The sequence below is a fragment of the Xanthobacter sp. AM11 genome (assembly GCF_047444035.1).
Classification (GTDB): domain Bacteria; phylum Pseudomonadota; class Alphaproteobacteria; order Rhizobiales; family Xanthobacteraceae; genus Xanthobacter.
The window spans coordinates 3,798,128-3,823,020 of the sequence record NZ_JBLAOA010000001.1; the positions used below are offsets into that span (position 1 = coordinate 3,798,128).

Annotated in this window: 16 protein-coding genes and 2 pseudogenes; 11 read left to right on the forward strand and 7 right to left on the reverse strand. The window is 69.9% G+C overall.

Annotated features, from left to right (window positions below; translation table 11 throughout):
• Positions 1–153: 153 nt before the first annotated feature.
• Positions 154–3,516 carry an Rne/Rng family ribonuclease gene (locus ACI7BZ_RS17400; protein WP_414118409.1) on the reverse strand — a complete coding sequence of 1,121 codons (3,363 nt, stop codon included), beginning with the start codon at positions 3,514–3,516 and terminating at the stop codon, positions 154–156.
• A gap of 814 nt (positions 3,517–4,330) precedes the next feature.
• On the opposite strand from ACI7BZ_RS17400, the gene ACI7BZ_RS17405 reads away from it, so the two are divergent.
• From ACI7BZ_RS17405 to ACI7BZ_RS17445, 9 genes and pseudogenes are all read left to right on the forward strand, one after another.
• On the forward strand, positions 4,331–5,800 hold the full coding sequence (locus ACI7BZ_RS17405; RefSeq protein ID WP_414118410.1) for an N-acetylmuramoyl-L-alanine amidase: 1,470 nt from the start codon (positions 4,331–4,333) through the stop codon (positions 5,798–5,800).
• Positions 5,801–6,028: 228 nt separating this feature from the next.
• Positions 6,029–8,449 (forward strand): penicillin-binding protein 1A, encoded by a 2,421-nt coding sequence (locus ACI7BZ_RS17410; RefSeq protein ID WP_414118411.1) that lies wholly within the window; start codon positions 6,029–6,031, stop codon positions 8,447–8,449.
• Positions 8,450–8,756: 307 nt separating this feature from the next.
• Positions 8,757–9,419, forward strand: a pseudogene (locus tag ACI7BZ_RS17415) (PAS domain S-box protein); the annotation flags it as partial.
• Between the two features lie 331 nt (positions 9,420–9,750).
• Positions 9,751–11,325 (forward strand): putative bifunctional diguanylate cyclase/phosphodiesterase, encoded by a 1,575-nt coding sequence (locus ACI7BZ_RS17420; RefSeq protein ID WP_414118412.1) that lies wholly within the window; start codon positions 9,751–9,753, stop codon positions 11,323–11,325.
• 210 nt (positions 11,326–11,535) lie between these two features.
• Positions 11,536–12,108 carry a dTDP-4-dehydrorhamnose 3,5-epimerase gene (gene rfbC / locus ACI7BZ_RS17425; RefSeq protein ID WP_414118413.1) on the forward strand — a complete coding sequence of 191 codons (573 nt, stop codon included), beginning with the start codon at positions 11,536–11,538 and terminating at the stop codon, positions 12,106–12,108.
• A gap of 23 nt (positions 12,109–12,131) precedes the next feature.
• Complete coding sequence (gene rfbB, locus ACI7BZ_RS17430; protein ID WP_414118414.1) at positions 12,132–13,223, forward strand: dTDP-glucose 4,6-dehydratase; 1,092 nt, start codon at positions 12,132–12,134, stop codon at positions 13,221–13,223.
• Entirely contained in the window at positions 13,220–14,131 is a 912-nt protein-coding gene (gene rfbD, locus ACI7BZ_RS17435) for a dTDP-4-dehydrorhamnose reductase (RefSeq protein WP_414118415.1), read from the forward strand. The genes rfbB and rfbD overlap by 4 nt, the downstream gene beginning before the upstream one ends.
• Entirely contained in the window at positions 14,128–15,000 is an 873-nt protein-coding gene (rfbA, locus tag ACI7BZ_RS17440) for a glucose-1-phosphate thymidylyltransferase RfbA (RefSeq protein WP_414118416.1), read from the forward strand. The genes rfbD and rfbA overlap by 4 nt, the downstream gene beginning before the upstream one ends.
• A 140-nt stretch (positions 15,001–15,140) precedes the next feature.
• Positions 15,141–15,914, forward strand: a complete 774-nt coding sequence (locus tag ACI7BZ_RS17445; protein WP_414118417.1) for a ferredoxin--NADP reductase — start codon at positions 15,141–15,143, stop codon at positions 15,912–15,914.
• Positions 15,915–16,523: 609 nt separating this feature from the next.
• Here the strand turns inward: ACI7BZ_RS17445 and ACI7BZ_RS17450 are convergent.
• Both ACI7BZ_RS17450 and ACI7BZ_RS17455 read right to left on the reverse strand, forming a co-directional pair.
• A complete protein-coding gene (locus ACI7BZ_RS17450) occupies positions 16,524–16,793 on the reverse strand; it encodes a hypothetical protein (protein WP_414118418.1) in 270 nt (89 codons plus the stop codon).
• 106 nt (positions 16,794–16,899) lie between these two features.
• Positions 16,900–18,003, reverse strand: a complete 1,104-nt coding sequence (locus tag ACI7BZ_RS17455) for a DMT family transporter (protein ID WP_414118419.1) — start codon at positions 18,001–18,003, stop codon at positions 16,900–16,902.
• Between the two features lie 270 nt (positions 18,004–18,273).
• Between ACI7BZ_RS17455 and ACI7BZ_RS17460 the strand changes: the two genes are divergently transcribed.
• Complete coding sequence (locus ACI7BZ_RS17460; RefSeq protein WP_414118420.1) at positions 18,274–18,984, forward strand: cytochrome b/b6 domain-containing protein; 711 nt, start codon at positions 18,274–18,276, stop codon at positions 18,982–18,984.
• 117 nt (positions 18,985–19,101) lie between these two features.
• Here the strand turns inward: ACI7BZ_RS17460 and ACI7BZ_RS17465 are convergent, their stop codons facing one another.
• From ACI7BZ_RS17465 to ACI7BZ_RS17475, 3 genes and pseudogenes are all read right to left on the reverse strand, one after another.
• Positions 19,102–19,542, reverse strand: a complete 441-nt coding sequence (locus ACI7BZ_RS17465; protein WP_414118421.1) for a c-type cytochrome — start codon at positions 19,540–19,542, stop codon at positions 19,102–19,104.
• A gap of 119 nt (positions 19,543–19,661) precedes the next feature.
• A complete protein-coding gene (locus ACI7BZ_RS17470) occupies positions 19,662–20,741 on the reverse strand; it encodes a xanthine dehydrogenase family protein molybdopterin-binding subunit (protein ID WP_414119203.1) in 1,080 nt (359 codons plus the stop codon).
• A gap of 27 nt (positions 20,742–20,768) precedes the next feature.
• Positions 20,769–21,959, reverse strand: a pseudogene (locus tag ACI7BZ_RS17475) (xanthine dehydrogenase family protein molybdopterin-binding subunit); the annotation flags it as partial.
• Between the two features lie 671 nt (positions 21,960–22,630).
• Between ACI7BZ_RS17475 and ACI7BZ_RS17480 the strand changes: the two are divergent.
• Positions 22,631–24,004: an undecaprenyl-phosphate glucose phosphotransferase gene (locus ACI7BZ_RS17480; RefSeq protein WP_414118422.1), complete on the forward strand. Its 1,374-nt coding sequence runs from the start codon at positions 22,631–22,633 to the stop codon at positions 24,002–24,004.
• A 111-nt stretch (positions 24,005–24,115) separates the two neighbouring features.
• Here ACI7BZ_RS17480 and ACI7BZ_RS17485 read toward each other — a convergent pair whose 3' ends face one another.
• On the reverse strand, positions 24,116–24,868 hold the full coding sequence (locus ACI7BZ_RS17485) for a competence/damage-inducible protein A (protein ID WP_414118423.1): 753 nt from the start codon (positions 24,866–24,868) through the stop codon (positions 24,116–24,118).
• Positions 24,869–24,893: the final 25 nt, after the last annotated feature.

A 24,893-nucleotide genomic window follows, 5' to 3' on the forward strand; every position in this document is an offset into this window, starting at 1 on the left:
GGCTGGCGTTTGGACGCCGCTTCGCGCCCGCCATCCGCCCGGCGCCGCGCGTGCCCCCCTCCGAACCAACCGCCGCCCCGGTAGCCCCCCAAAACAAAAACGCCCCCCGGCCGGAGCCGGGAGGCGCTTGCACCTGAACACGGGTGTCGGGCGTCAGCCGCCGAACAGCTTGCGCTGCCACCAGCCGGAGCGCGGCTTGCGGGCCGCCTCGTCGGGCGCCGAGGCATCGGCGGGCAGCGCGCCGGGCACCGGGGCGGCATCGCCGACCGGCTCGGCCGCTTCCGCGGGCGTCTCGCCGACGGCGGGAAGCTCGGAAGCCGGCGCGGCGGGCGCCGCTTCCACCTCCGCCGCGGCGGAAGTCGCCTCCCCGGCCGGAGCCGGCTGGGGGGCGCTGTCGGTAGTCAGGACCACCGGCGCCTTTTCGCGCACGGTGGAGCGGCGGCGCGGGCGCGCGGGCGCTTCCACCACCTCGGCCGGCGCCGCTGCGGCGACCGGGGCCGGAGCGGCAGCCGCGGCGACGGGCGACGGCGTCTCGTCCCCGGCGGCGTCCGAACCGGTGATTCGGGCACCCGCCGTGTCCGCCTCGGCGGCGATCAGGCCGGCATGCGCCACCGGTGCGGCCGGCGCCTCGCTTTCATCGCGGTCCGAACCTTCGGGCATGGGGGCGGCGGCCGCACCGGCGGCGTCCCCATCGGTGGCGTCGCGCGCTTCCGGCGCTGCGCCGGCCTCGTCCGCCTCATCCTCGCCCTCGCCGGACACGGAGGCCTCGCCCTCGCGCTCGCGGCGGTTGCGGCGGCCACCGCGACGGCCGCGGCGGCGGCGGCGGCGGTCGCCATTCTCGTCATCCCCGCGCTCGGCGTCGGCGGCGCGCTCCTCCTCGGTGCGCTCGTCCTCCTCGCCCTCGCTGTCCTCGCCCTCGGATGCGGCCTCGTCCTCATCCTCGCCTTCGGCGCCGGCCTCGCGGCCTTCCTCGCGGCCGTCCTCCCGCTCGCCCCGCCGCCGGCGGCGGCGACGGCGGCGACGGCGGCCGGCCTCGTCGGCGCGCTCGCCATTCCCGTCGCCGGTGGCTTCCGCCTCGGCCTCGGTCTCGGCAATTTCGTCAACGGCCTCCTCTTCCTCCTCCTCGAGATAATCCTCGTCGGGCAGGATGGAATCGGGCTGCACCACCGTGGAGGCGCGCGGCGCGGCGGGCGGCGGCGCGGCGATCTCGCCCTTCTCGATGATGAAGGGCTGGTGGCCGGTCACGCTCTCGTCGGCGGAGATGGAGAGGGTGACGCTGAAGCGCTCCTCCAGCTCGCGCAGGTGGGCGCGCTTCTGGTTGAGCACGTAGAGCGCCACCTCGGTGCGGGTGCGGGCGACGAGGTTGTGCGTCTGCGAGCGCAGCAGCTGTTCCTCCAGCGCGCGCAGCAGCTGCAGCGACACCGAGGCCGCCGAGCGCACATGGCCGGTGCCGCCGCAGTGCGGGCACACCTCGATGGAGCTTTCCAGCACGCCGGTGCGGATGCGCTGGCGCGACATCTCCAGCAGGCCGAAATGGGAGATGCGGCCGATCTGGATGCGCGCCCGGTCGTTCTTCAGGCAATCCTTGAGCTTGCGCTCCACCGCCCGGTTGTTGCGCTTCTCCTCCATGTCGATGAAATCGACCACGATGAGGCCGGCCAGGTCGCGCAGGCGCAGCTGCCGGGCGATCTCCTCGGCGGCTTCCACATTGGTCTTGAGCGCGGTGTCCTCGATATGGTGCTCGCGGGTGGCGCGGCCCGAGTTCACATCGATGGAGACCAGGGCTTCCGTCGGGTTGATGACGATGTAGCCGCCGCTCTTCAGCTGCACCACGGGGGAGAACATGGCGTCCAGCTGCTGCTCCACCCCGAAGCGGGCGAAGATGGGCTGGCTCTCGCGATAGGGCATCACCGCCTTGGCATGGCTCGGCATGAGCATGCGCATGAAGTCCCGCGCCTCGCGGAAGCCTTCCTCGCCGGCCACCAGGATATCGTCGATATCCTTGTTGTAGAGGTCGCGGATGGCGCGCTTGATGAGCGAGCCTTCCTCATAGACGAGGTTGGGCGCGGCGGAGGACAAGGTGAGCTCGCGCACCGTCTCCCACAGCCGCAGCAGATATTCGAAGTCGCGCTTGATCTCGGTCTTGGTGCGGTTGGCGCCGGCGGTGCGCAGGATGATGCCCATCCCTTCCGGCACCTCCAGGTCCTGCACCACTTCCTTCAGGCGCTTGCGGTCCACCGCATTGGTGATCTTGCGGGAGATGCCGCCGCCGCGGGCGGTGTTGGGCATCAGCACGCTGTAGCGGCCGGCGAGGGACAGATAGGTGGTGAGGGCCGCGCCCTTGTTGCCGCGCTCCTCCTTCACCACCTGCACCAGCATCACCTGGCGGCGGCGGATGACCTCCTGGATCTTGTAGGAGCGGGCGCGGCGCTGCGGCGCGCGCTCGGGCACTTCTTCCAGGGCGTCCTCGTCGGCGCCGAGATGCTCGATCTCCTCTTCCTCGTCGATCTGGTCGACGTCGCCGTCGTCCTCCTCCTCGTCCTCGTCCTCATCGTCGCCGTTCTGGTCGGCGCGGCTCTCGTCGCGGCGGTGGCGTTCGCCACGGTCGTCTTCGCCACGGTCGTCTTCGCTGCGCTCCTCTTCGGGATGGTCGTCTTCGCCGCGGTCCTCTTCGGCGCGGTCGTCTTCCAGGGAGAAGGAGCGGACGTCGGCCGCCTCCTCGTCCTCGGGCAGGATGGGGGCGGGATGCTCTTCGCCGTAGGGCGCCTCGCGGCGGCGCTCGGCGTCCTCGCCGGCATCGGCCGCGTGCTGCTGGGCGGGGGCCGGCAGCGGGCTGCCGAATTCGGCAGCCGCGGCGGCTTCCGCACGCTCGGCGGAGGCTTCGGCCGCCTCGGCGGCGGAGAGCAGGTCGGTGACGTTGGAGGGCGACGGCGCGTCGGCCGGCGCGGACGCGGCGGGCGCTTCGGCCTCCCCGCCCTCGGCGGCGGGCGGCTCGAACACGGCCGCGGCGAAGCTGGGCGCCTCGAAGGGCGCCGGCTCGGACGGGGCGTCGCCGGAGAGGGCGCCGGCGGGCGCCTCGCCCTCGGGCGCCGGCTCGGCGGCGACGATCCGCGCCTCTTCCACCGGCGCGACGGCCGCGCTCACGCTCTGGTCGGGGCTGGAGCGGCGCGAGCGGCCGCGCTCGCGGCGGCGCTCCTTCATGTCGGCCTCGTCCTCGGCGAGGCGGGCGGCGCGCTCCTCCTCCTCGATCAGCGCGAGGCGGTCGGCCACCGGGATCTGGTAATAATCCGGGTGGATCTCGCTGAAGGCGAGGAAGCCGTGGCGGTTGCCGCCATATTCGATGAACGCCGCCTGGAGCGACGGCTCAACGCGCGTCACCTTGGCGAGATAGATATTGCCCCGCAGCTGCTTGCGGGATGCGGATTCATAGTCGAACTCTTCGACCCTGTTCCCGCGCACGACCACCACCCGGGTCTCCTCCGGGTGGGTCGCATCGATGAGCATCTTGTTGGCCATGGAATTCTCTCTTCACGGCGCCGCGGGCATTCGTCCGCGACGGCGCACGCGACAGGCTCCGTGCCGGAACCGCCGCGGCACCGCTCGGGCGCCGGATGTGATGACGTGAGGATGAGGAGAAACAGGCGCGCCCGGGCGTGTCGCTAACACCCTCGGCGTCGGGGCACACGGGGGCGCGACGAACGCGCCAGTCGTGCGGAGTAAATTCCATGCCCTCGGCTACCCGTTCCTCGATGAAGGGTCGGGCCGGGTGGCGGGGCGAGCGCCCCGATCCGGCCACGGTACACGTTCGCCCGATTCCCCAGATCGTCCCTTGCGGACCTTCGACGCAGGCGCTGCCGTGAACCGCCGCATGAAGCGCCGCTCCGGCGCTTGCCGCGGGGCTCCACGCTCAGAGGTGGAGCCGCCAGCGGCGATCGGCGGGCTCCCGCTCCTCCAGGGCTTGGGCGCGCGATGCGGCCCGTCCGGGATCGAGGAAACACCACCTGCGGCAGCCGCGGCAGCCGGGGGCCGAAGAGCCTGTTCCGGAACGCGAACTGTGTACGACCTCCTTCTTACCCGCCGACCTTCCCGCTTGGCAAGGTTTATGCGTGTGCCATGCCGTCCCGGATGCCGGCCGCCGCCGTCAACGGACGGTTAACGCGGCCCGCTTTATCGCTTTCAGGGCGCCGGACGGATGGCGGGCCGGCATACCGCCCGGGGCGGCGGCCGGCGCGCCGCACCGCCGATTCGCCGGCCGCGCCGCTTCGGTCCGGCCCGATCCGGCCTTACAATGACACGGCCGCACGACGGCGGGACAAGAGGCAAGATCCCCATGGACCGATGCCCCGGACGACGCCCCGGACCGCTGAGCCCGCCCCTTCCGCCCGCCGGGGCCGGGCGCGGGACATCCCGTCGCAGTGCCGGCACCCTCGTCCGCGGCGCGCTGCTTTCCCTTGCGTTCGTCTGCTTCACCGTCTCCAGCGCCGCACCCACCGGCGCCGCGAGCCGGCAGCAGCCCGCCGCGCCTGGCGTGGATGCGGCGCGGGAGGCCGAATCCACCGCAGCTGGGCACGAGCGGCAGGACAGCGCGGCGGCAGTCAACTCCGCTGCCGCCATCCCCGCCCCGCCCCCGGCGGCGAGCGGCCCGCTGGTCGCCCGCGATGCCCGCCTGGCCGGCGACGCCCAGCGCACGCGGCTCGTCATCGACCTGGACCGGGCCGTGGAATTCCGCGTCTTCATCCTGGCCAACCCCTACCGGGTGGTGCTCGACCTGCCGGACGTGCAGTTCGCCCTCAAGCCGGATGTGGCCACCCGCCGGCGCGGCCTGGTCTCGGCCCTGCGCTTCGGCGTGTTCGCCCCCGGCAAGGCGCGCATGGTGCTGGAGGCGACCGGCCCCGTCGCCGTGGACCGCGCCTATGTGCTGGACGCCACCGCCGACGAGCCGGCGCGGCTGGTGATCGACCTCGTGGCGTCCGACGCCGAGACGGTCGCCCGCGCCGCCACCGCCACGCCCCCCGCCGCCCCCTCCCCTGCGCGCCCCGCCGCGGCGGCCGACGGGGACGACCGGCCGGTGATCGTGCTGGACCCCGGCCATGGCGGCATCGATTCGGGCACCACCGGCTACAGCGCCTTCACCGAGAAGACCATCGTGCTGGAAACCGCCCTCGCCCTGCGCGAGAAGCTGGAGAAGAGCGGCGCCTACCGGGTGGTGATGACCCGCTCCACCGACACCTTCGTGGCCTTGGGCGAGCGGGTGCGCATCGCCCGCGCCAACCGCGCCGCCCTGTTCGTGTCGCTGCATGCCGATGCCCTCGCCCGCGGCGACGGCAAGGCCACCGGCGCCAGCGTCTACACCCTCTCGGAGACCGCCAGCGACGCCGACGCCGCCCGCCTGGCGGAGAGCGAGAACAAGGCGGACCTGATCGCCGGCGTGGACCTCTCCGACGAAAGCGACGCGGTGGCCGGCATCCTGGTGGAGCTCGCCCATCGCGAGACGCGTGCTTTCTCCTCCCTGTTCGCCCGCACCCTGGTGGGGGCCATGAAGACGGAGATCCGCACCCACCGTTCCCCGCTGAAATCCGCCGGCTTCCGGGTGCTGCGGGCCCACGACGTGCCCTCGGTTCTGGTGGAGCTGGGCTACATGTCGAGCCCGGAGGACCGCAAGCAGCTGACCTCGGAGGCCTGGCGCGAGCGGCTCGCCGGGGCCGCCGCCCGGGCCATCGACGCCTTCTTCGCCGCGCGCGGCCTCAATCGCACCGCGCCGGCGGCGCCCGAGAGCCCCGCCGCCATCGTCTCCCGCTGAGGCGCCGCGCCGGCCGCACAAGGGCGCCGAAGCGCCGCCGGATGTCGCGAAGCGGCCACGTTTGCCCCGCATATGCTGCCGGGCACGGGCGTGGGGGCAAACCCGCATCCGGGGACGGCGCAGTTGCCTTCCGCAGGGGCCTTGCCCAATGTGGGCCTTTCGCGGGAGTACGGCTTCGCGCTATGGCGGTGCCGCGCGCGGGCTGCGCGGCAGGAGGGATCCGGCGAGATGCGGGTGATTTTGAGGTTCCTGGGCTTCCTTTTCGCGCTCACCACGCTGGTGCTGCTGGCCGGCGCCGCGGGCGCGACCTATTTCGTGTGGAAATATTCCCAGGACCTGCCCGACTATTCCCAGCTGCAGAATTACGAGCCGCCGGTGATGACCCGCGTGCACGCAGCCGACGGCGCGCTGGTGGCCGAGTACGCCAAGGAGCGCCGGCTCTACATTCCCATCCAGTCGGTGCCCAAGCTGGTCATCGAGGCCTTCCTTGCCGCCGAGGACAAGAATTTCTACGAGCACGGCGGCATCGACCCCACCGGCATCTTCCGCGCCGCCGCCTTCTTTTTCCAGAACTACGGCAAGAACGTGCGGCCGCAGGGCGCCTCCACCATCACCCAGCAGGTGGCCAAGAACTTCCTGCTCACCAACGAAGTGTCCATCGACCGCAAGATCAAGGAAGCGCTGCTCGCCCTGCGCATCGAGCGCACCTATTCCAAGGACCGCATCCTTGAGTTGTACCTCAACGAGATCTACCTCGGCATGGGCGCCTACGGCATCGCCGCGGCGGCGCTGGTCTATTTCGACAAGTCGGTGGACGAGCTGAACGTCCAGGAGGTGGCCTATCTGGCCGCTCTGCCCAAGGCGCCCTCCTCCTACAACCCCTTCCGCGACCGCACCCGCGCCATCGACCGCCGCAACTGGGTGATCGACCGCATGGTGGAGAACGGCTTCATCACCGCGCAGGAGGGCGAGGCGGCCCGCAAGTCCGGCCTCGACGTGACCCCGCGCGCCACCGGCGCCCAGATCTTCGCCGCCGAATATTATGCGGAGGAGGTGCGCCGCCAGATCTACGAGCGCTACGGCGAGGGCAAGCTCTACCAGGGTGGCCTTTCGGTGCGCACGCCGCTCGACCCCAAGCTCCAGGTGCTGGCCAAGAAGACGCTCACCGACGGCCTCGTGCGCTATGACGAGGAGCGCGGCTTCCGCAAGCCGGTCACCACCATCGATATGTCCGGCGGCGGCGACTGGGGCGTGAAGCTGGGCGAGCTGAAGGAACTCAACGACATTCCCTGGCGCCTCGCCGTGGTGCTGGATGTCAGCAAGGACAATGCCCGCATCGGCCTACAGCCGCCGCGCACCAAGTCCGGCCAGCGGTCCAACGAGCGCGAGGTGGGCCTCATCTCCGCCGACGGCGCCCGCTGGACCCGCCGGCCCCTGCCTTCGGTGCTGAAGCCCGGCGACGTGGTGTATGTGGAGCCCATCGCCGAGCGTTCCGGCCAGTTCCGCCTGCGCCAGTTGCCCGGCGTGGAAGGTGCGATGGTGGTGATGGAGCCCACCACCGGGCGCGTGCTCGCCCTCTCCGGCGGCTTCTCCTATGACGAGAGCCAGTTCAACCGCGCCACCCAGGCCATGCGCCAGCCGGGGTCCTCGTTCAAGCCGTTCGTCTATTCCGCCGCGCTGGACAATGGCTACACGCCCTCCACCATCGTGATGGACGCGCCGTTCGAGCTGGAGCAGCAGGGCCAGGCCACGTGGCGGCCGGAGAATTATTCCGGCAAGTTCTACGGCCCGCAGACCCTGCGCTTCGGCCTGGAAAACTCGCGCAACGTGATGACCGTGCGCCTCGCCAACGACGTGGGAATGCCCATCATCGCCGAATATGCCAAGCGCTTCGGCATCTATGACGACATGCCCCCGCTGCTGTCCATGGCGCTGGGCGCCGGCGAGACCACGCTGCTGCGCATGACCGGCGCCTACGCCATGATCGCCAACGGCGGGCGCAAGGTGACCCCCTCGCTCATCGACCGCGTGCAGGACCGCTACGGCCATACCATCTATCGCCACGACGAACGCGAATGCCGCGGCTGCGAGGCGCAGAAGTGGGAGAACCAGCCCGAGCCGACCCTCATCGACCGGCGCCCGGTGGTGCTCGACCCCATGACCGCATACCAGATCACCTCCATGATGGAAGGCGTGGTGCAGCGGGGCACCGGCACCGCGCTGAAGGAGGTGGGAAAGCCCATCGCCGGCAAGACCGGCACCACCAACGACGAGAAGGACGCCTGGTTCATCGGCTTCACGCCGGAGATCGTGGTGGGCGTCTATCTCGGCTACGACAAGCCGCGGGCCATGGGCAAGGGCTCCACCGGCGGCCTGATCTCCGCGCCCGTGGTGCGGGACTTCCTGAAGGTGGCCATCGCCGACCGTCCCGCCATTCCCTTCCGCGTGCCCGCCGGCATCAAGCTGGTGCGCATCGACCGCAAGAGCGGCCAGCGGGCGGGCTCGGGCGACGGCGGCGCGATCCTCGAAGCCTTCAAGCCCGGCACCGCCCCGCCGGACAGCTATTCCGTGGTGGGCTATTCGGGGACCGACCCCGCCGCCCCGGAAGCGGACCGCCCGCCCCGCGCCGGCACCGGCGGCCTCTACTGAGGCACCGGCCGGAGGGCAGGCGCACGGGGCCCCGCTGCGCCCGCCTGGGCGTTCACACGGACGTGTCTCCTCGCCACACCCGGAACCACACGCCCGGCGGCACCGCCATTTCATTGCCGCTGCCGGCGATTTATCCTTGTCTTTCCAGCCGGATACCCCGGTATTAATCCATTTTGACAACGCTCCTGTACAGCTCTGGCTGAAACGGTAAGCTGGTCATGGAGAATCCTGTTGCAGAGGGCACGGCTGGCTTTCTTCGCACGTGTCGAGCCATAATGAGCGCAGCAGGCGCTCGGAGCCACCGCTAATGGGACATAGGATCGCGGACCTTCCGTCAGCCGCTGCGAGCAGGGCGGTGGAAGCCGTGGTGTTCATCGACGAGAACAACGTCGTCACCTTCTGCAACGCCGCCGCCGCCCGGCTCTGGGGGCTGCCGAAGGAGCAGGTGGTGGGCCACGACGCGCGCAAGCTGCTGCCCACCTTCGTTCACGCCCACAACATGCGCTCCCCGGTGGAGGATTATACCGGTGCGGGGCGTCGGGTCCGCATCGAGGGCCGCGACGGCGAGCGCACCTTCGACCTGCTCTCCGTCGCCCGCGCGCAGCTCAATGGTGGGGAATGCTACCTCGCCTTCGTGCGCACCCTTCCGGGTGAAGCGCGCCGGCGCGAGCAGATGCAGATCCTCTCGCTCGTGGCCGACCGCACCGACCGCGCCGTGGTCATCACCGACGGAACGCTCAGCATCCGCTACGTCAATCGCGCGCTTGGCGATATGCTGGGCTATGATGGGCAGGAAGCGATGGGGCAGGACCTTTTCGCCCTCCTCGCCGAGCCGGAGGGCCATGGCGACATTGCCAGGCGCATCCGGTCTTGCATCGCCCGGTGCGTGGATTTCGCAGGCGACGTGCCCCTGCGCCGGAACACGGGGAAGGAGATCTGGGTGTCGGCAACCATCACCCCCGTGATCGACGCCAAGACTGGCGACCTCGAGCATGTCGTGGCCATGCTGGTGGACGTGACCCACACCCGGCTCGTGGAGGACCTGCAGCGGCAGGTGCTCGCCGCCCTCGCCGCCGATGCGGGCCTGACCGACATCATGGACCTCCTGTGCCGGAAGGTGGAGGCCCTCGCCCCGGGGGTGAAATGCTCCGTGCTGCGGGTGAGCGAGGACAACACCCTGGCGGTGCTCGCCGCGCCGAGCCTGCCGGCGGACTATACCGCAGCCGTAGACGGTACCCCCATCGGCCCCAAGAGCGGCTCCTGCGGCACCGCGGCGTTCCGCGGCGTTCCGCGGCGAGCCGGTGCTGGTGGAGGACATCGCCACCAGCCCCCTGTGGGAGGATCTCCTCTGGCTGCCCCTGCCGTCCGCGGTGAAGGGCTGCTGGTCGGTGCCCATCAAGCTCAAGTCGGGCACGGTGGCGGGCACCTTCGCCTTCTATTTCAACGAGCGCGGCGGCCCCAGCCCGTGGCTGGAAGGCATCGTCGCCGCCTGCTCGGACCTGTGCGCCCTGGCCCTGGAGCGGCACGAGGCCAAGAGCCGCATCGCCCGGCTCGCCAGCATCGACACCCTCACCGGCCTGCCCAACCGCAGCCAGCTCATCGAAGCCCTGAGCGAGGCCATCGCCGAGGCCTGCAGGCTGGACCAGCCCCTCGCGGTGCTGTTCCTCGACCTCGACCACTTCAAGGATGTGAACGACACCCTCGGCCATTCCACCGGCGACCAGATTCTGGTGGAGATGGCGCGCCGCCTGAAGGTGCAGCTGCGGGCCGGCGACATCGTGGGCCGCACCGGCGGCGACGAGTTCGTCGTCCTCATCCATGATTGCGCGGCGGACGAAGCGGCGCGCATCTGCCGCCGTCTGCTGGAATATCTTGCGGCGCCCATCGCCGCGCAGGAACTGCACCTCACCATGTCGGTGAGCATCGGCGTCGCCCTGTGCTCCGAGCATGGCACCGATGCCGAATCCCTGCTGAAGCACGCCGATACCGCGATGCACGAGGCCAAGCGCAAGGGTCCCGGCAAGTTCCATTTCTTCACCGAGGACCTCAACCGCAAGGTGCTGGATCGCCTTGTGCTGTCGGTGGCCCTGCGCGACGCCATCACCAACCGCCAGCTCCGCCATGTCTACCAGCCGCAGGTGCTGCTGGGCGACGGCGCGCTGCACGGGGTGGAGGCGCTGTCGCGCTGGAAGGACCCGGTGCACGGGGAGGTTCCCGCCCCGCGCTTCATCGCCCTCGCCGAGGAATACGGCCTCATCGAAGGCATCGACCGCTGGGGCGTGGAGGAGGCCTGCCGCCAGGTGGCCCGCTGGCGCGCGGAAGGGGTCGCGGTGCCCCATGTGTCGGTCAATCTCTCGCCGCTGAGCTTCCGCAGCGGCGAGATCGTCGGCGTCATCTCCGAAGCCCTCGCCACCCACGGCCTCGTGCCCCAGGACCTGCGGGTGGAGATCACCGAGCGGGTGATGATGGACCAGCACCCCAATTCCCTCGCCACCGCCCGCGCCATCGAGGCGCTGGGCGTGCGCATCGCCATGGACGATTTCGGCACTGGCTATTCCAGCCTCAGCGCCTTGTCGCGCCTGCCCATCGCCGAGCTGAAGCTCGACCGGTCGTTCATGCTCAGCATCGAGCAGGACCAGAACGCCCAGGCCCTGTCCACGGCGGTCATCCGCATCGGCCACAGCCTCGGCATGACAGTGGTGGCGGAGGGGGTGGAAACCGCCCGGCAGGCGGCGCTGCTGCGCTCCCTCGGCTGTCATGCGGCGCAGGGTTATTATTTCGCCCGTCCGCTGGCCGCCGAGGACCTCGCCGGCTGGCTCGCCGCCCCTCCGGCGCCGGTGCCGGAACTGCTGCCGGACCCGTCCGGCGATGCCTGAACCGGGCGCGGCGCCCGCTGCCGCCCGCCCTTGATGCGTGCGCGGACCGCGGGGCCATGCCCATCGGGCGGCGGCAAAAGCCGTTTCCCCCCGGCGGGTTGGCACGCAGCCGCCGGGTCGGCGACTGTCGGCTCCGGGTCCCTGCCGCGGCATCCCGCCGGCGCGCAAAACCGCTTCGCACTTTTGCCGGATTTGCTCTAGAAGCCCCTTATGACTGCCTTCACGCCCCTCTCCCTGCCGGAAGTCATCCTCGCCATTCCCGTGCGGCACGGCGATGCCCGCGGCTATTTCAGCGAAACCTATGTGCAGCCGCTCTATGCGGCCAACGGCATTGCCGCCCATTTCGTGCAGGACAACGAATCCCTCTCCGCTTTGCCCGGCACCGTGCGCGGCCTGCACCTGCAGGCGCCGCCCTTCGCCCAGGCGAAGCTGGTGCGGGTGCTTGCCGGCGCCATCTTCGACGTGGCGGTGGACGTGCGGAAGGGCTCGCCCACCTATGGCAGCTGGGCCGGCGCCCGCCTCACCGCCGAGGGGGGAGAGCAATTGTTCGTGCCGCACGGATTCGCCCACGGATTCTGCACCCTCGCGCCGGGAACCCGCGTCGCTTATAAGGTGGACGCGGTCTATGACCGGGCGAGCGAGCGCGGCATCCTCTGGAGCGACCCCGACATCGCCATCGACTGGACCTTGGGCGACGGCGAAAAAATCCTCTCCGACAAGGACAAGGTATTGCCTTGCCTCAAGGATTTCGACAGCCCCTTCGTTTATGGGGCAGCTTGCTGAGCGCAAAGGCTGAAGGTGACGGCATGCGGGTTCTGGTGACGGGCGGTGCGGGCTTCATCGGCTCCGCGGTGGTGAGATACCTCATAAGCGAGGGACACCAAGTCCTCACCTTCGACAAGCTCACCTATGCCGGCACCCTCGCGTCCCTGGCGCCGGTGGCCGACGACCCCCGCCACAGCTTCGTCCAGGCCGACATCTGCGACGCCGCCGCGGTGCGCGCAGCGCTGGAGGGCTTGCGGCCCGACCTGGTGATGCACCTGGCCGCGGAATCCCATGTGGACCGCTCCATCGACGGGCCGGGCGACTTCATCGCCACCAATGTGGTGGGCACCTACACCCTGCTGCAGGAGGCGCTGCGCTACTGGCGCGCCTTGCCCGCCGCGGCGCAGCAGGCGTTCCGCTTCCACCACATTTCCACCGACGAGGTGTTCGGCAGCCTCGGCGCCGAGGGCCTGTTCCGCGAGGACACGCCCTACCAGCCCAATTCGCCTTATTCCGCCTCCAAGGCGTCGTCGGACCATCTGGTGCGGGCGTGGTTCCACACCTATGGCCTGCCCGCGGTCATGTCCAACTGCTCCAACAATTACGGGCCCTATCATTTCCCCGAGAAGCTCATTCCGCTGGTCACCCTCAACGCGCTGGAAGGCGCGCCGCTGCCGGTCTACGGCACCGGGGAGAATGTACGCGACTGGCTGTTCGTGGAGGACCATGCGCGCGCCCTGGTGCTGATCGCAACCCGGGGCCGGCCGGGTGAAAGCTACAATGTGGGCGGCGCCAGCGAGCGGCGGAACATCGACGTGGTGCGCACCATCTGCGCCGTGCTGGACAAGATGGTGCCCGACCCCGCCATCGGCCCCCGGGAAAATCTCATCCGCTTCGTCACCGACCGGCCGGGGCATGATGCGCGCTATGCCATCGACTTCTCCAAGCTGAACCGCGAGCTGGGCTGGTCCCCGCGCGAGACGTTCGAGAGCGGGCTGGAAAAGACGGTGCGCTGGTATCTCGACAATCGCAGTTGGTGGGAGCCGCTGCGCACGCGCTACCAGGGCCAGCGTCTCGGGCTTTCGCCCGACGCCGCGCCTGCCGGCGCCTCCAGGCTGGGGCTCGCATCGTGACACGCATTCTGCTTTTCGGCGCGGCGGGCCAGCTCGGCCGCGAAATCACCGCCCTTGCCGCCGAGCGCGGCCTTGAGCTGACCGGCTTCGATCACACCGCCCTCGACATTTCCGATCCGGCGGCGGTGGCGCGCGCGCTGGAGGCGGGCCGCCCCGACGCCCTCATCAACGCCGCCGCCTACACCGCGGTGGACAAGGCCGAGAGCGAGCCGGAGCGCGCCGCGCGCATCAACGCCTTCGCGCCGGGCCTCATTGCCGAGCGCTGCGCGCGCTACCGCACGCCGCTCATCCATGTCTCCACCGACTATGTGTTCGACGGCACCAAGCCCGGCGCCTATGTGGAAGGCGATTCCATCGCTCCCCTGGGCGTCTACGGGCGCACCAAGGCGGCCGGGGAAGCGGCGGTGCGGGCGGCCAGCGAGCGGCACGTCATCGTGCGCACCTCCTGGGTCTATGGCGTGCACGGCAACAATTTCCTCAAGACCATGCTGCGCCTTGCCGGCGAGCGGGACCAGCTGAAGGTGGTGGCCGACCAGCGCGGCTGCCCCACCGCCACGCGCGATCTGGCCGAGGCGCTGCTGGCCGCCGCCGAGGCCGCCGCGCGGGGCGATGCACGCTGGGGCACCTACCATTTCGCCGGCACCGGGGCGACCACCTGGCACGGCTTCGCCAGCGCCATCGTGGCGGCAGCTGCGGCCCATACCGGGCGGCGGCCGCAGGTGGCGCCCATCACCACCGCCGATTATCCCACCCCGGCCCGGCGGCCGCGGAACTCGGAACTCGCCAGCGACCTCTTCCACCGCACCTTCGGCGTGCGTGCCGCCCCCTGGGAGGAGCGGACACGCCAGGTGGTGGATGCGCTTCTCGCCGCGGCGACGGCGGACAAATCGCCTGCGGAGGCAACGTGAAGGGTATCATTCTCGCCGGCGGTTCCGGCACCCGGCTCCACCCCATCACCCTCGTCGTGTCCAAGCAGCTGCTGCCGGTCTACGACAAGCCGATGATCTATTATCCCCTGTGCACGCTGATGATGGCGGGCATCCGGGACATCCTGATCATCACCACGCCGCATGATTCCGCTTTGTTCCAGGCGCTGCTGCAGGACGGCAGCCAGTTCGGCCTCAACCTCACCTATGCGGTGCAGGACCAGCCGCGCGGGCTGGCGGATGCCTTCATCGTCGGCCGCGATTTCGTGGGCGACGACCGGGTGGCGCTGGTGCTGGGCGACAATCTGTTCTTCGGCCACGGCCTGCCGGAGCTGCTGGCGGGCGCGGCGCAGCGCACCCGCGGTGCCACCGTGTTCGGCTATCCGGTGCAGGACCCCGAGCGCTACGGCGTGGTGGAGATGGACGCCGACGGCCGCGTGCTCTCGCTGGAAGAAAAGCCGAAGGTTCCCAAGTCGAACCTGGCCGTCACCGGGCTTTATTTCTACGACAACCGGGTCGTGGACATCGCCGCCGCGCTGAAGCCTTCGCCGCGCGGGGAAATCGAGATCACCGACGTGAACAAGGCCTATCTGGAGCTGGGCGAGCTGCAGGTTTCCATGATGGGCCGCGGCTTCGCCTGGCTGGACACGGGCACCCCCGATTCCCTGGTGGAGGCGGCGCAGTTCGTGCAGATCATCGAGAAGCGGCAGGGCCTGCGCATCGCCTCCCCGGAGGAGGTGGCGTTCCGCGCCGGCTTCATCGACCGCGCCCAGCTCAAGGCGCGGGCGCAGGCGTTGGCCAAGTCCAGCTATGGCGTCTATCTCGCGCGCCTCGCCGAGGGTGGAGCCTGACGCGCGGGCGCATGCGCACACGCGCCGCACTTTTGAAGCGCGGCCGCATCCTGTAGGGTGCGCGCCGTCTTCCCATAGCCTCGCGTGGCCGCCCGCCTGCCCCGGCGCGCCCCGCCCTTTGCCCCGGCCGGATTTTCGCGATGAGCAATTTCAACGAAGAGACCGTCACCAGCGTGCACCACTGGACGGACAACCTCTTCTCGTTCCGCTGCACCCGCGATCCGGGGCTGCGCTTCCTCAACGGCCAGTTCACCATGATCGGCCTGATGGTGGACGGTCGGCCGCTGCTGCGCGCCTATTCCATGGCCAGCGCCAATTACGAGGAGGACCTGCAGTTCTTCTCCATCAAGGTGCAGAATGGGCCTTTGACCTCCCGCCTCCAGCATCTCAAGGTGGGCGACAAGATCCTCGTGGGGCGCAAGCCCACGGGCACGCTGGTGCAGGACAGCCTGCTGCCGGGCAAGCGCCTCTATCTGCTCTCCACCGGCACCGGCCTTGCGCCCTTCCTGTCGGTGGTGAAGGACCCGGAGGCCTACGAGCGGTTCGAGAAGGTGATTCTCATCCACGGCACCCGCACGGTGGCCGAGCTGGCCTATGACGACTTCCTCACCCGCGAGCTGCCGAACCACGAATTCCTGGGGGAGGAGGTGCGCACCAAGCTCATCTATTACCCCACCGTGACCCGCGAGCCGTTCCGCAACCAGGGCCGCATCACCGACCTCATCACCTCGGGCAAGCTGTTCTCCGACATCGGCCTGCCGGTGATCTCGCCGGAGGAGGACCGCATGATGCTGTGCGGCAGCCCGCAGATGCTGAAGGACGTGGTGGACCTGCTGGAGGCCCGCGGCTTTCGCGAGGGCAGCCAGTCCTCCCCCGGCCATTATGTGATCGAGAAGGCGTTCGTGGAGCGCTGATCCGCCGGCCCGGGCCCCTGGCCCGGTGGGCGTCTTGCTTGGCCCGGTAGGCGTCTTGCCGGCCTAGGCCCGGTCGCGCACCGCGCGGCAGGGCGTGCCGATTCGCAGGCCTGTCTCCGCTTGAAAACGAGCCGGGCGACCTGGCGCCGTCGGCAACCCTCTTCCGCCTGCGGGGAGCGGGCGTTTTGGGCACCGCCTCATCCAAGCTGGGACACGCCCCGATCCGGCGGAGGTCCGGTTCGGGCACGCGCCGCATGAGGCACGCGCGGCTGCGTCTCCCGGCGCGACGGCCGGGCACCAATGGCGGCAGAAGGCCCTGGGATGTGCAGCCCGGCCCATGTCGGCGCCATGGGCGGGTGATTCCCCCGGCACGGGGAACCGGCGGCTGAGGGGCCGGCGAGATGAGATGAGGCCGGAAGACGGCATCGCCGGAGAATCGGCCGCCGGAAAGTTTCGTCGCGGGACCGCGAGCGAAAAGCTCAAGTTGAATGCCCGAGCAGACGCGAAAAACCCGCCCAGTCTTTTTGCCAGCCGCCATAAGCGGGATGACAAAAGACAACAGGCGGGCCCTTCAGAGTGGAGCCGCTCCCGGCTGCTGCCGGGCCGAGATCAGCAGAAGATGCGGCAGAAGGGGCTGACCGAGCGACCGAAGAACCGGCTCAGACGCTGATCATAATTGTAGGCGCGATACTGGATGATCGCCGGCCAGGTGAAGCCGGTGGACGACGAATAGGTGGTCGTCTTCACCGTGTTGCCGCGCAGGGACTGGAAGCGCTGGGACCACAGGCCAGCGGCCTGGGACGGCGCCACACTCACGAACAGGAGACCCGCAACCGCGGCGCCACGCAGCGCCATGTTAAAAGCAGAAACCTTTGCCATCGCTCGCACTCCGATTAGGTAAGCATTGTGTACCACATCGGGTGCCGCGCCGCAACACGCAATCCCGCAGCTCTTCTTGGCCGGCCCAAGAAGAGCCAGTATTCTATCATCCTACCGCCCGGTTCCGGGGCCGGTCCGCCGCGGCGCAGCGCAGGGATGCAGGGGCGTTTCCGCTTCTATTCTGCGAAGAGTAATATTTTACCTCCTCAAGCTCTGCCGTAGCGGTGAAATCCTGCCGCCCGGGCGCGGGCGCATCGGCAGCGCCTGCCTGCGGCCCCTGCCCTCCGGCCGCGCCATCGCCGCCGCGCCGCATGCTGCCGCCCGGCGGCCGCTCCCGCCAGATCAGCACCAGGCCGGAGGCCACCACCACCGCCGCGCCGAGCGCCACCAGGGGGTGCGGCCACTCGCCCAGGAAGATGATGCCGAAGCCCGCCGCCCACAGCAGGGTCGCATAATTGAGCGGCGCCACCACCGAGGCCGGGGCGTAGCGATTGGCGGCGGTCATGCAGATCTGCCCCAGCCCGCCGGAAATCCCCATGCCCGCGAGGATCAGCGCCACCCGGGCATCGGGCATCACCCAGCCGAACGGCGCCGTCGCCAGCCCCGCCAGCGACGCGACCACGGAGAAATAGAAGACGATGGCCTCGCTGGTTTCGGTGCGCGTCAGGTGCCGCACCTGCGTCACCGCGAAGCCGGCCCCCACCGCCCCGGCAAGGGCGAGGCCCGCCCCGATCAACGGCCCCTGCCCGGCGCCGAAGGCGGCATGGGAGAAGGACGGCCACAGCATGAGCACGATGCCCGCAAGCCCCACCGCCAGCACCACCCAGCGATAGGCGGGAACCACTTCCCCCAGCAGCAGCGCCGCCAGCACCACGATGACCAGCGGCGTGGCGTAGGAGAAGGCGATGGCCTCCGCCAGCGGAATGAAGGCCAGCGCCGCGAAGGAGAGCCACATGGCGCTCACCCCCACCAGCCCGCGCACCACATGGCCCAGGGGCTGGCGGGTGGCCAGCGCCATGCCCATGCCTGCGCCCCAGAGCCGCCCCCGGAAGGCCAGCCACACCAGCACCGGCACCAGCCCCACGAAGCTGCGCACGAACACGATTTCGCCGCTTGGTATCTCGTCCGCCACCAGCCGCACCAAAGCGGACATGACGGCAAAGAAGAACGTGGCGCTCAATTGCAGGCCGATGCCGGCCGGGGCATTCATGAAGGGGGAGATCCGGTGGGGCGACCGGCTCGCTATAGCGCGTCCGCGACGCGCCCGGAATGCGCGTGGCGCAGGGCTTTACAAGCAGCCTTGCGCCAGCCGGAGGGGACGGCGGCGGCAATGGATCTGCCACCTCCGGCAGGTGCATGCGGTGTGACGCGCGGCGGTGCGGCCTGAGCCAATGGGGCGCACCTCACAATTCCATCAGGTCCGCCCGGCGCCCGATTTCAGGAGGTATAGGGGTTTGCCCCATAACCCACGGGAACGAAGATGGACAAGCGCACCCCGCCGGAAGCCCTGAATGCATTGCCCCCGCAGGCCGGTGCCGGCCGCTGGTGGGTGAAGGTGTGGGATGCCCCCACCCGCCTGTTCCACTGGAGCATCGTGGCGCTGGTGGCCACATCCTATGCCACCGCACGGCTCGGCCGCATCGACTGGCACTTCTATTCCGGCTACGCCATCCTGGCCCTGGTGCTGTTCCGCATCGCCTGGGGCCTCGCCGGCAGCCAGACGGCGCGCTTCGCCAGCTTCCTGCGCAGCCCTGCGGCCGCTGTCGCCCACCTGCGCCACGCCCTCGCCCGGCAGGTCCCGGACGAGGCGGGCCACAATGCGGCCGGCGGGCTCATGGTGGCGGCCCTGCTGGCGCTGCTGCTGCTGCAGGCGGTGAGCGGGCTGTTCTCCAACGACGGGCTGTTCGTGGAAGGCCCCCTCGCCCATCTGGCGGGGCCGGACCTGAGCGAGCGCATCACCATCCTGCACGGCGTGGTCTTCAACCTCATCCTCGCCGCCGTGGCGGTGCACGTGGCGGCGGTGCTGCTCTATGCGCTGGTGCTGCGGCAGGATCTGGTGCGGCCCATGTTCACCGGCTGGAAGCGCCTGCCCGCCGGCACATCCAGCCCGCGGCTCGCGCCCATCTGGCTCGCCGGCCTGTTCGCCGCCCTCGCCGCGGCGGCGGTGTGGGCGCTGGCCACCTTCGCCTGAGGCGCGACCCGGGCCGGCGGACCGCACCCGCCCGGGCAAACATGCGATAGGGAACATGCAGAAAAGCGATTGACCGCCCCGCGGCTCCGCAGCGCGGCACCACAGGGCGGAACGCGCTCAGCGGGCCTTGAAATTCTGGTGGCAGCTGCGGCACTCGCCGCCCACCGCGGTGAAGGCGGCCTTGAAGCCGTCGGCGGTGACGCCCGCGGCGGCATTTTCCGCCACCACCTTCTCGAAGCTGGCGATGGCCGCCTCGAACCCCTTGCGGTCGCTCCACACGGCGGCCAGGGCCTTGGTGTCGCCCTTGTCCGAGCCCGGCGGGAACAAAGCAGCATAGCCCACGATCTGCTCCTTGAACGTCTGGAACATGGTGGCCGCCTTGGCCGCATCGAACGCGGCCTGCCCCTTCATCACGGCGGCGCCCACATCGGCCTGCTCGCCCATGAGCTTCATGGCCTGCTGCCGGCGCTTGATGACATTGTCCTGGGCCAGGACGGACGGCGCGACGAACACGGCGGCGAGCAGGGCGGCGGTGGCGGCGGCTACGGCAGAACGCATGGATGGGCTCCGAATCCGGTTTGGAACGGCGCCAAGCTACAGCCCCCTCTCCTCCCGCATATGTCCCCCGGGTCACGCTTGCGCGAGCATCCGCGCGGCGCATTGCCGCGCTGCAGCATTCATCCCCCGCCGGCCGCGGCGATGGCGGCGCGCACCGCCTGGGGCGTTGCCGGCATGTCCATGTGGGTGATGCCGCAACCGCGATGGAGCGCGTCCACCACCGCATTCATCACCGCCGGGCAGGCGCCGATGGTGCCCGCCTCGCCAGCCCCCTTCACCCCCAGCGGATTGGTGGTGCAGGGCACGTTGAGGGTTTCGAACACGAAGTGCGGCATGTCCTGCGCCCGCGGCAGGGCATAGTCCATGAAGCTGGCGGTGAGGAGCTGGCCGCCCGCGTCATAGACGGTGCGCTCCAGCAGCGCCTGGCCGATGCCCTGCGCCACGCCGCCGTGGATCTGCCCCTCCAGCAGCACAGGGTTCAGCGTGGCGCCGAAATCGTCCACCACGGTATAGGCCACCACCTGGGTGGCCCCGGTTTGCGGGTCGATCTCCACCTCGCAGACATGGGTGCCGTTGGGATAGGTGGGCTCCGGCGGCCTGAAGGCGTCGCTGGCGGAAAGATCCTGCGCCGTGACGCCGGGCAGAGCCGCAAGCCGGGCGAAGGCGAGGCGCCGGTCGGTGCCGGCGATCACCGCATGGCCGTCGCTCAGCTCCACGTCGGCCGCATCCGCCTCCAGCGCGTCGGCGGCGAGCCGGCGCAGCTTGCCGGCGAGGCGGCGGGCGGCGCCGTCCACCGCCGGCCCGCCCACGGGCAGGGAGCGGGAACCGCCGGTGCCCTGGCCGTCGGGCGTGTCGTCGCTGTCGCCCTGGCGCACCCGCACGGCGGCGGGCGGCAGGCCGAGATGGGCCGCGGCAAGCTGGGCATAGGCGGTCTGGTGCCCCTGCCCCGTGGCCTGGGTGCCGATGCGCAGCGTCACGGCCCCGTCCGCGTCGAGGGTGAGATAGGCCGGCTCCGGCGCGCCGCCGCCGCAGGCCTCCACATAAGTGGCAAAGCCGATGCCGCGCAGCCGGCCGGCCGCCCGCGCCGCCGCCGCCCGGGCCGGGAACTCCGCCCAGCCGGCGCGGGCGAGGGCGCGGGCCATGTGGGCGGCGAAATCGCCGCTGTCATAGGTGCGGCCGGTGGCGGTGGTGTAGGGCATGGCCTCGGGCGGAATGAAGTTCAGGCGGCGCAGCGCATCCGGGGCGATGCCGGTGTCCCGCGCCGCCGCATCCACCATCCGCTCGATCACATAGGCCGCCTCCGGCCGCCCGGCGCCGCGATAGGCATCCACCGGCGCGGTGTGGGTCATGACGCCCCGGATGCGCACGTGGACGGCGCCGATGCGGTAGAGACCGGGCAGCATGGTGGCGCCGACCCAGGGAATGAAGGGCGCGAAATGGGAGAGGTAGGCGCCCATGTTGGCGAGCGTGTCCACCTTCAGCCCCAGGAAGCGGCCGCTGCCATCGAGGGCCAGCTCGGCGGTGGTGATGTTGTCGCGGCCCTAGCTGTCGGCGAGGAAATGCTCGCTGCGATCGCCGATCCACGCCACCGGCAGGCCGAGCCGGCGCGCGGCCACCGCGGCGAGGGGATATTCGCTGAAGGGAAAGGCCTTGGTGCCGAAGCCGCCGCCCACGTCGGGCGTGACCACGTGCAGGTCCTCCCGCGGCCATTTCAGCACCTTGTCCGCCAGCACCTTGAGGATGGCGTGGCTGCCCTGGCTGCCGAGGGTGAGCCGCACGCGGCCGGATGGCTCCACCTGCGCCAGCACGCCCCGCGGCTCAAGGTAATTGGTGACGAGGCGATTGTTCACGAGGCGCAGCCGCACGGTCCGTTCCGCCCGGGCGAAGGCGGCGGCGCAGGCGGCGGCGTCACCCATCTCGCTGGTGAAGGCGATGTTGCCCGCCCGCTCCGGCCAGACCCGGGGCGCATCCGCCGCCGTGGCGTCCTCAAGATCGGCGATGGCCGGCAAGGGGTCCCACCGGATGACGAGCAGCTCGGCGGCATCGCGCGCGGCATCCAGCGTATCGGCGACGATGAATGCGACGGGGTCGCCCACGTGGCGGACCAGCTCGGCGCACAGCACCGGGCGGGCGGACCGCCACATGCGCGCCTCGCCGACGACCGGGACGGAGCCGGCAACGGGAATCGGGCCGAGATCGGCAATGTCGTCCGCCGTCAGCAGAAGGCGCACGCCGGCTGCGGCACGCGCGGCCCGCGCATCCTCGATGACGAATCGGGCATGGGCGTGGGGTGCGCGCACCACGAAAGCCGCAAGCGCACCGGCCTTCGCCGCAAGATCTGCGACAAAACGTCCCTCACCGCGCAGGAGGGCGGCATCCTCCAACCTCCGCCCAGCCGATCCGACGCCGAATTTCATTCGCGGCTCCTTTGTCCCGTCAATGCAAAAGGCAGACCTCAGCCATGTGGGACCCCTTGCAGGAAAACGATTTCTCGCACGGTGCGCAGCCCCAACACTCCCTCGGGCGCCGGCATCGTCTTTCAACGCGGCCAAAATCCGCCATGTGACGCCACACGGGCGGCAGTTTTACTATACCTCCACTTGTAGTCCGGCTGTGCCACGATGTCGGCGCTGCCCGCTCGAAACCATGGCACCCTAGGCCATTCCGCAATGCAACATTGCTCATTGTGTAGGCACACCTACCAAACACTAGAGATCGCCAGCAGCAATCCCTGCAACGCGCTCAATTGTCATCTGGAAATATTTCAGTATTCAACCACAATATCAGCGATGATCTATGCACGTATATGATACGGCCCTCCGATCGATCCAGAATGACACGAACATTTTTCAACGCATCCGAATTAACGACAGTTTTATTACATGTCTCACAGCGGATTTTCGGCAATCAATACTGGCTTGCCACATGATGCATGCCAATGCTATTTTGCAAACGTCATTCGGGGATGGCATGACACCGGTCAACCGGGTTTGAGGGGCCAATGTCGCTTTCAACCGACAACGTCAGGGTCGAACGCGCTGTCGAAGCTGCGCCGCGCATAGCGGGCGCAGGGCTCGACTACGCATCGATGACGCCACTCTTCGTCCTTCTGGACGTCTGCATCATCCTCTCGCTCGCCATGCTGGGGAGCCTGATCACCACAGACAGCGCGGCAGGCGCCTTCGAATACGCCCGCCCGCTGGGCACCGGCATTGTCGCCGCGGTGGCGTTCGTCCTCACCACCACCTCCCGCGGGCTCTACAAGCCGTGGCGCATGGTGCGGATCATCGAGCAGGCGAGCGCCGCGGCGCTGACCTGGCTGTTCGCCATCCTGGTGGTGGCGGCCGTCATCTTCTGCCTCAAGGTGGGCGACGACACCTCCCGCCTGGCCACCGGCGTATTCGCCGCCCTCGGCTTCATCGCCATGCCGGCGTCGCGCTGGGCCATGGCCGGCTGGCTGCGACGCGCCATCGCCACCGGCGCCGTGAAGGGCCGCCCCTCCATCCTGATCGGCGACGTGGCCGAGCTGGAGCGGGTGGTTCCGGCCCATGTGCTGGTGCGGCTTGGCCTGAAGGAGGTCCGCCGCTTCGTCCTCTCCGCCCCGGATGCGGACGGCAGCCTCACCGAAGCGGACCTCGATACCCTCAAGAGCGCCCTGCAGTTCGCGCGCCAGCAGCGCATCGAGGAGATCGTCCTCGCCCTGCCCTGGAGCAATCTGGGCCGGCTCGACGCGGTGCGCGCCCGGCTGCGGTCCCTGCCCCTGCCGGTGAAGCTGCTGCCCGACGAAGCGGTGAACGACCTGCTGGACGCGCCGCGCGTGGACTTCGGCTCCTCCGTCGCCATCGAGGTGCAGCGTGCGCCCCTCTCCCGGCTGGAGCTGGCGCAGAAGCGGGCGCTCGACATTGCGGTGGCGAGCGTGGCGGTGACGCTGCTGCTGCCGCTCTTCGCCATCATCGCCGTCGCCATCAAGATGGACAGCCGCGGCCCGGTGATCTTCCGCCAGCGCCGCAACGGATTCGGCGGCCGGGAATTCACCATCTACAAATTCCGCTCCATGACGGTGATGGAGGACGGCACCAAGGTGGTGCAGGCGCAGCGCAACGACAAGCGCGTCACCCGCACCGGCAAGTTCCTGCGCGCCACCAGCCTCGACGAGCTGCCGCAGGTGCTGAACGTGCTGTTCGGCCACATGTCCATCGTCGGGCCGCGGCCCCATGCCATCGCCCATGACGACGCTTATTCCAAGCTCATCGCCGGCTATGCCTTCCGCCACCATGTGAAGCCCGGCATCACCGGCTGGGCGCAGGTGCAGGGCCTGCGCGGCGAGACCGCCGAGCTGGAGCTGATGGAACGGCGGATCGAGATGGACCTCTGGTACATCAACAACTGGTCCGTCGTCCTGGACGTGAAGATCATCCTGAAGACCTTCATCGAGGTCCTGCGCAAGGACGCCGCCTACTGACCCCGGCACAGGCGCGCCCCGGCCGGCACGGCCGGGCGCTTCACGGCGGGTTTTGCGGCTGAGCCGGCGCGGGTTCGCCGCCGGGAGCGCGGAGGAGCCGGCCCGCCGGCCTCAGTCGACCGCGCAGGCGGCAACCATGGCCACCACCGCATCCCCCGCCGCCGCCAGCAGCTGCGGATCGCGGGCGCGCACCACCAGATTGGTCTTGAAGCGACCGTCCGCCTCGTCACGGAACGGATAGGAGCCGATCATCGCCTCCGGGAAGGCGCGGGCGATGTCCGCCAGCGGCGCGGCGATGTCGCCCTCCCGGGCATCCGCCAGCACCGTGCGCGAGAGCATGGGCCGGCCCTTCTCCAGCTCCGGCAGCACCGCTTCCAGCATCGCCTGCATGATGCGCGGCACCCCGGCCATGACAATGACATTACCGATGCGGAAGCCCGGCGCCCGGGACACCGAATTCACCACCAGGCTCGCGCCGGCGGGAATGCGCGCCATGCGCAGCCGCGCCTCGTTCAGGTCCTTCTCGGCGATGTATTCCAAGAGCATGGCCCGCGCCCGCGGGTCCACGTCGATGGACACCCCGAAGGCCTTCGCCACCGAATCCGCGGTGATGTCGTCGTGGGTGGGGCCGATGCCGCCGGTGGTGAAGACATAGGTATAACGGTGCCGCAGCCCGTCGATGGCCGCAACGATATCCGCTTCCACGTCGGCCACGATGCGCACTTCACGCAGATCGATGCCCACCTCGGTGAGGCGCTCGGCAATGTGGCCGATGTTCTTGTCCTTGGTCCGGCCGGACAAGACCTCATCGCCGATCACCACCAGCGCCGCGGTGACGAAAGCCGCGCCGTCTGCCTCGCCCATATTCCACTCCCCGGCGGCACCGAGC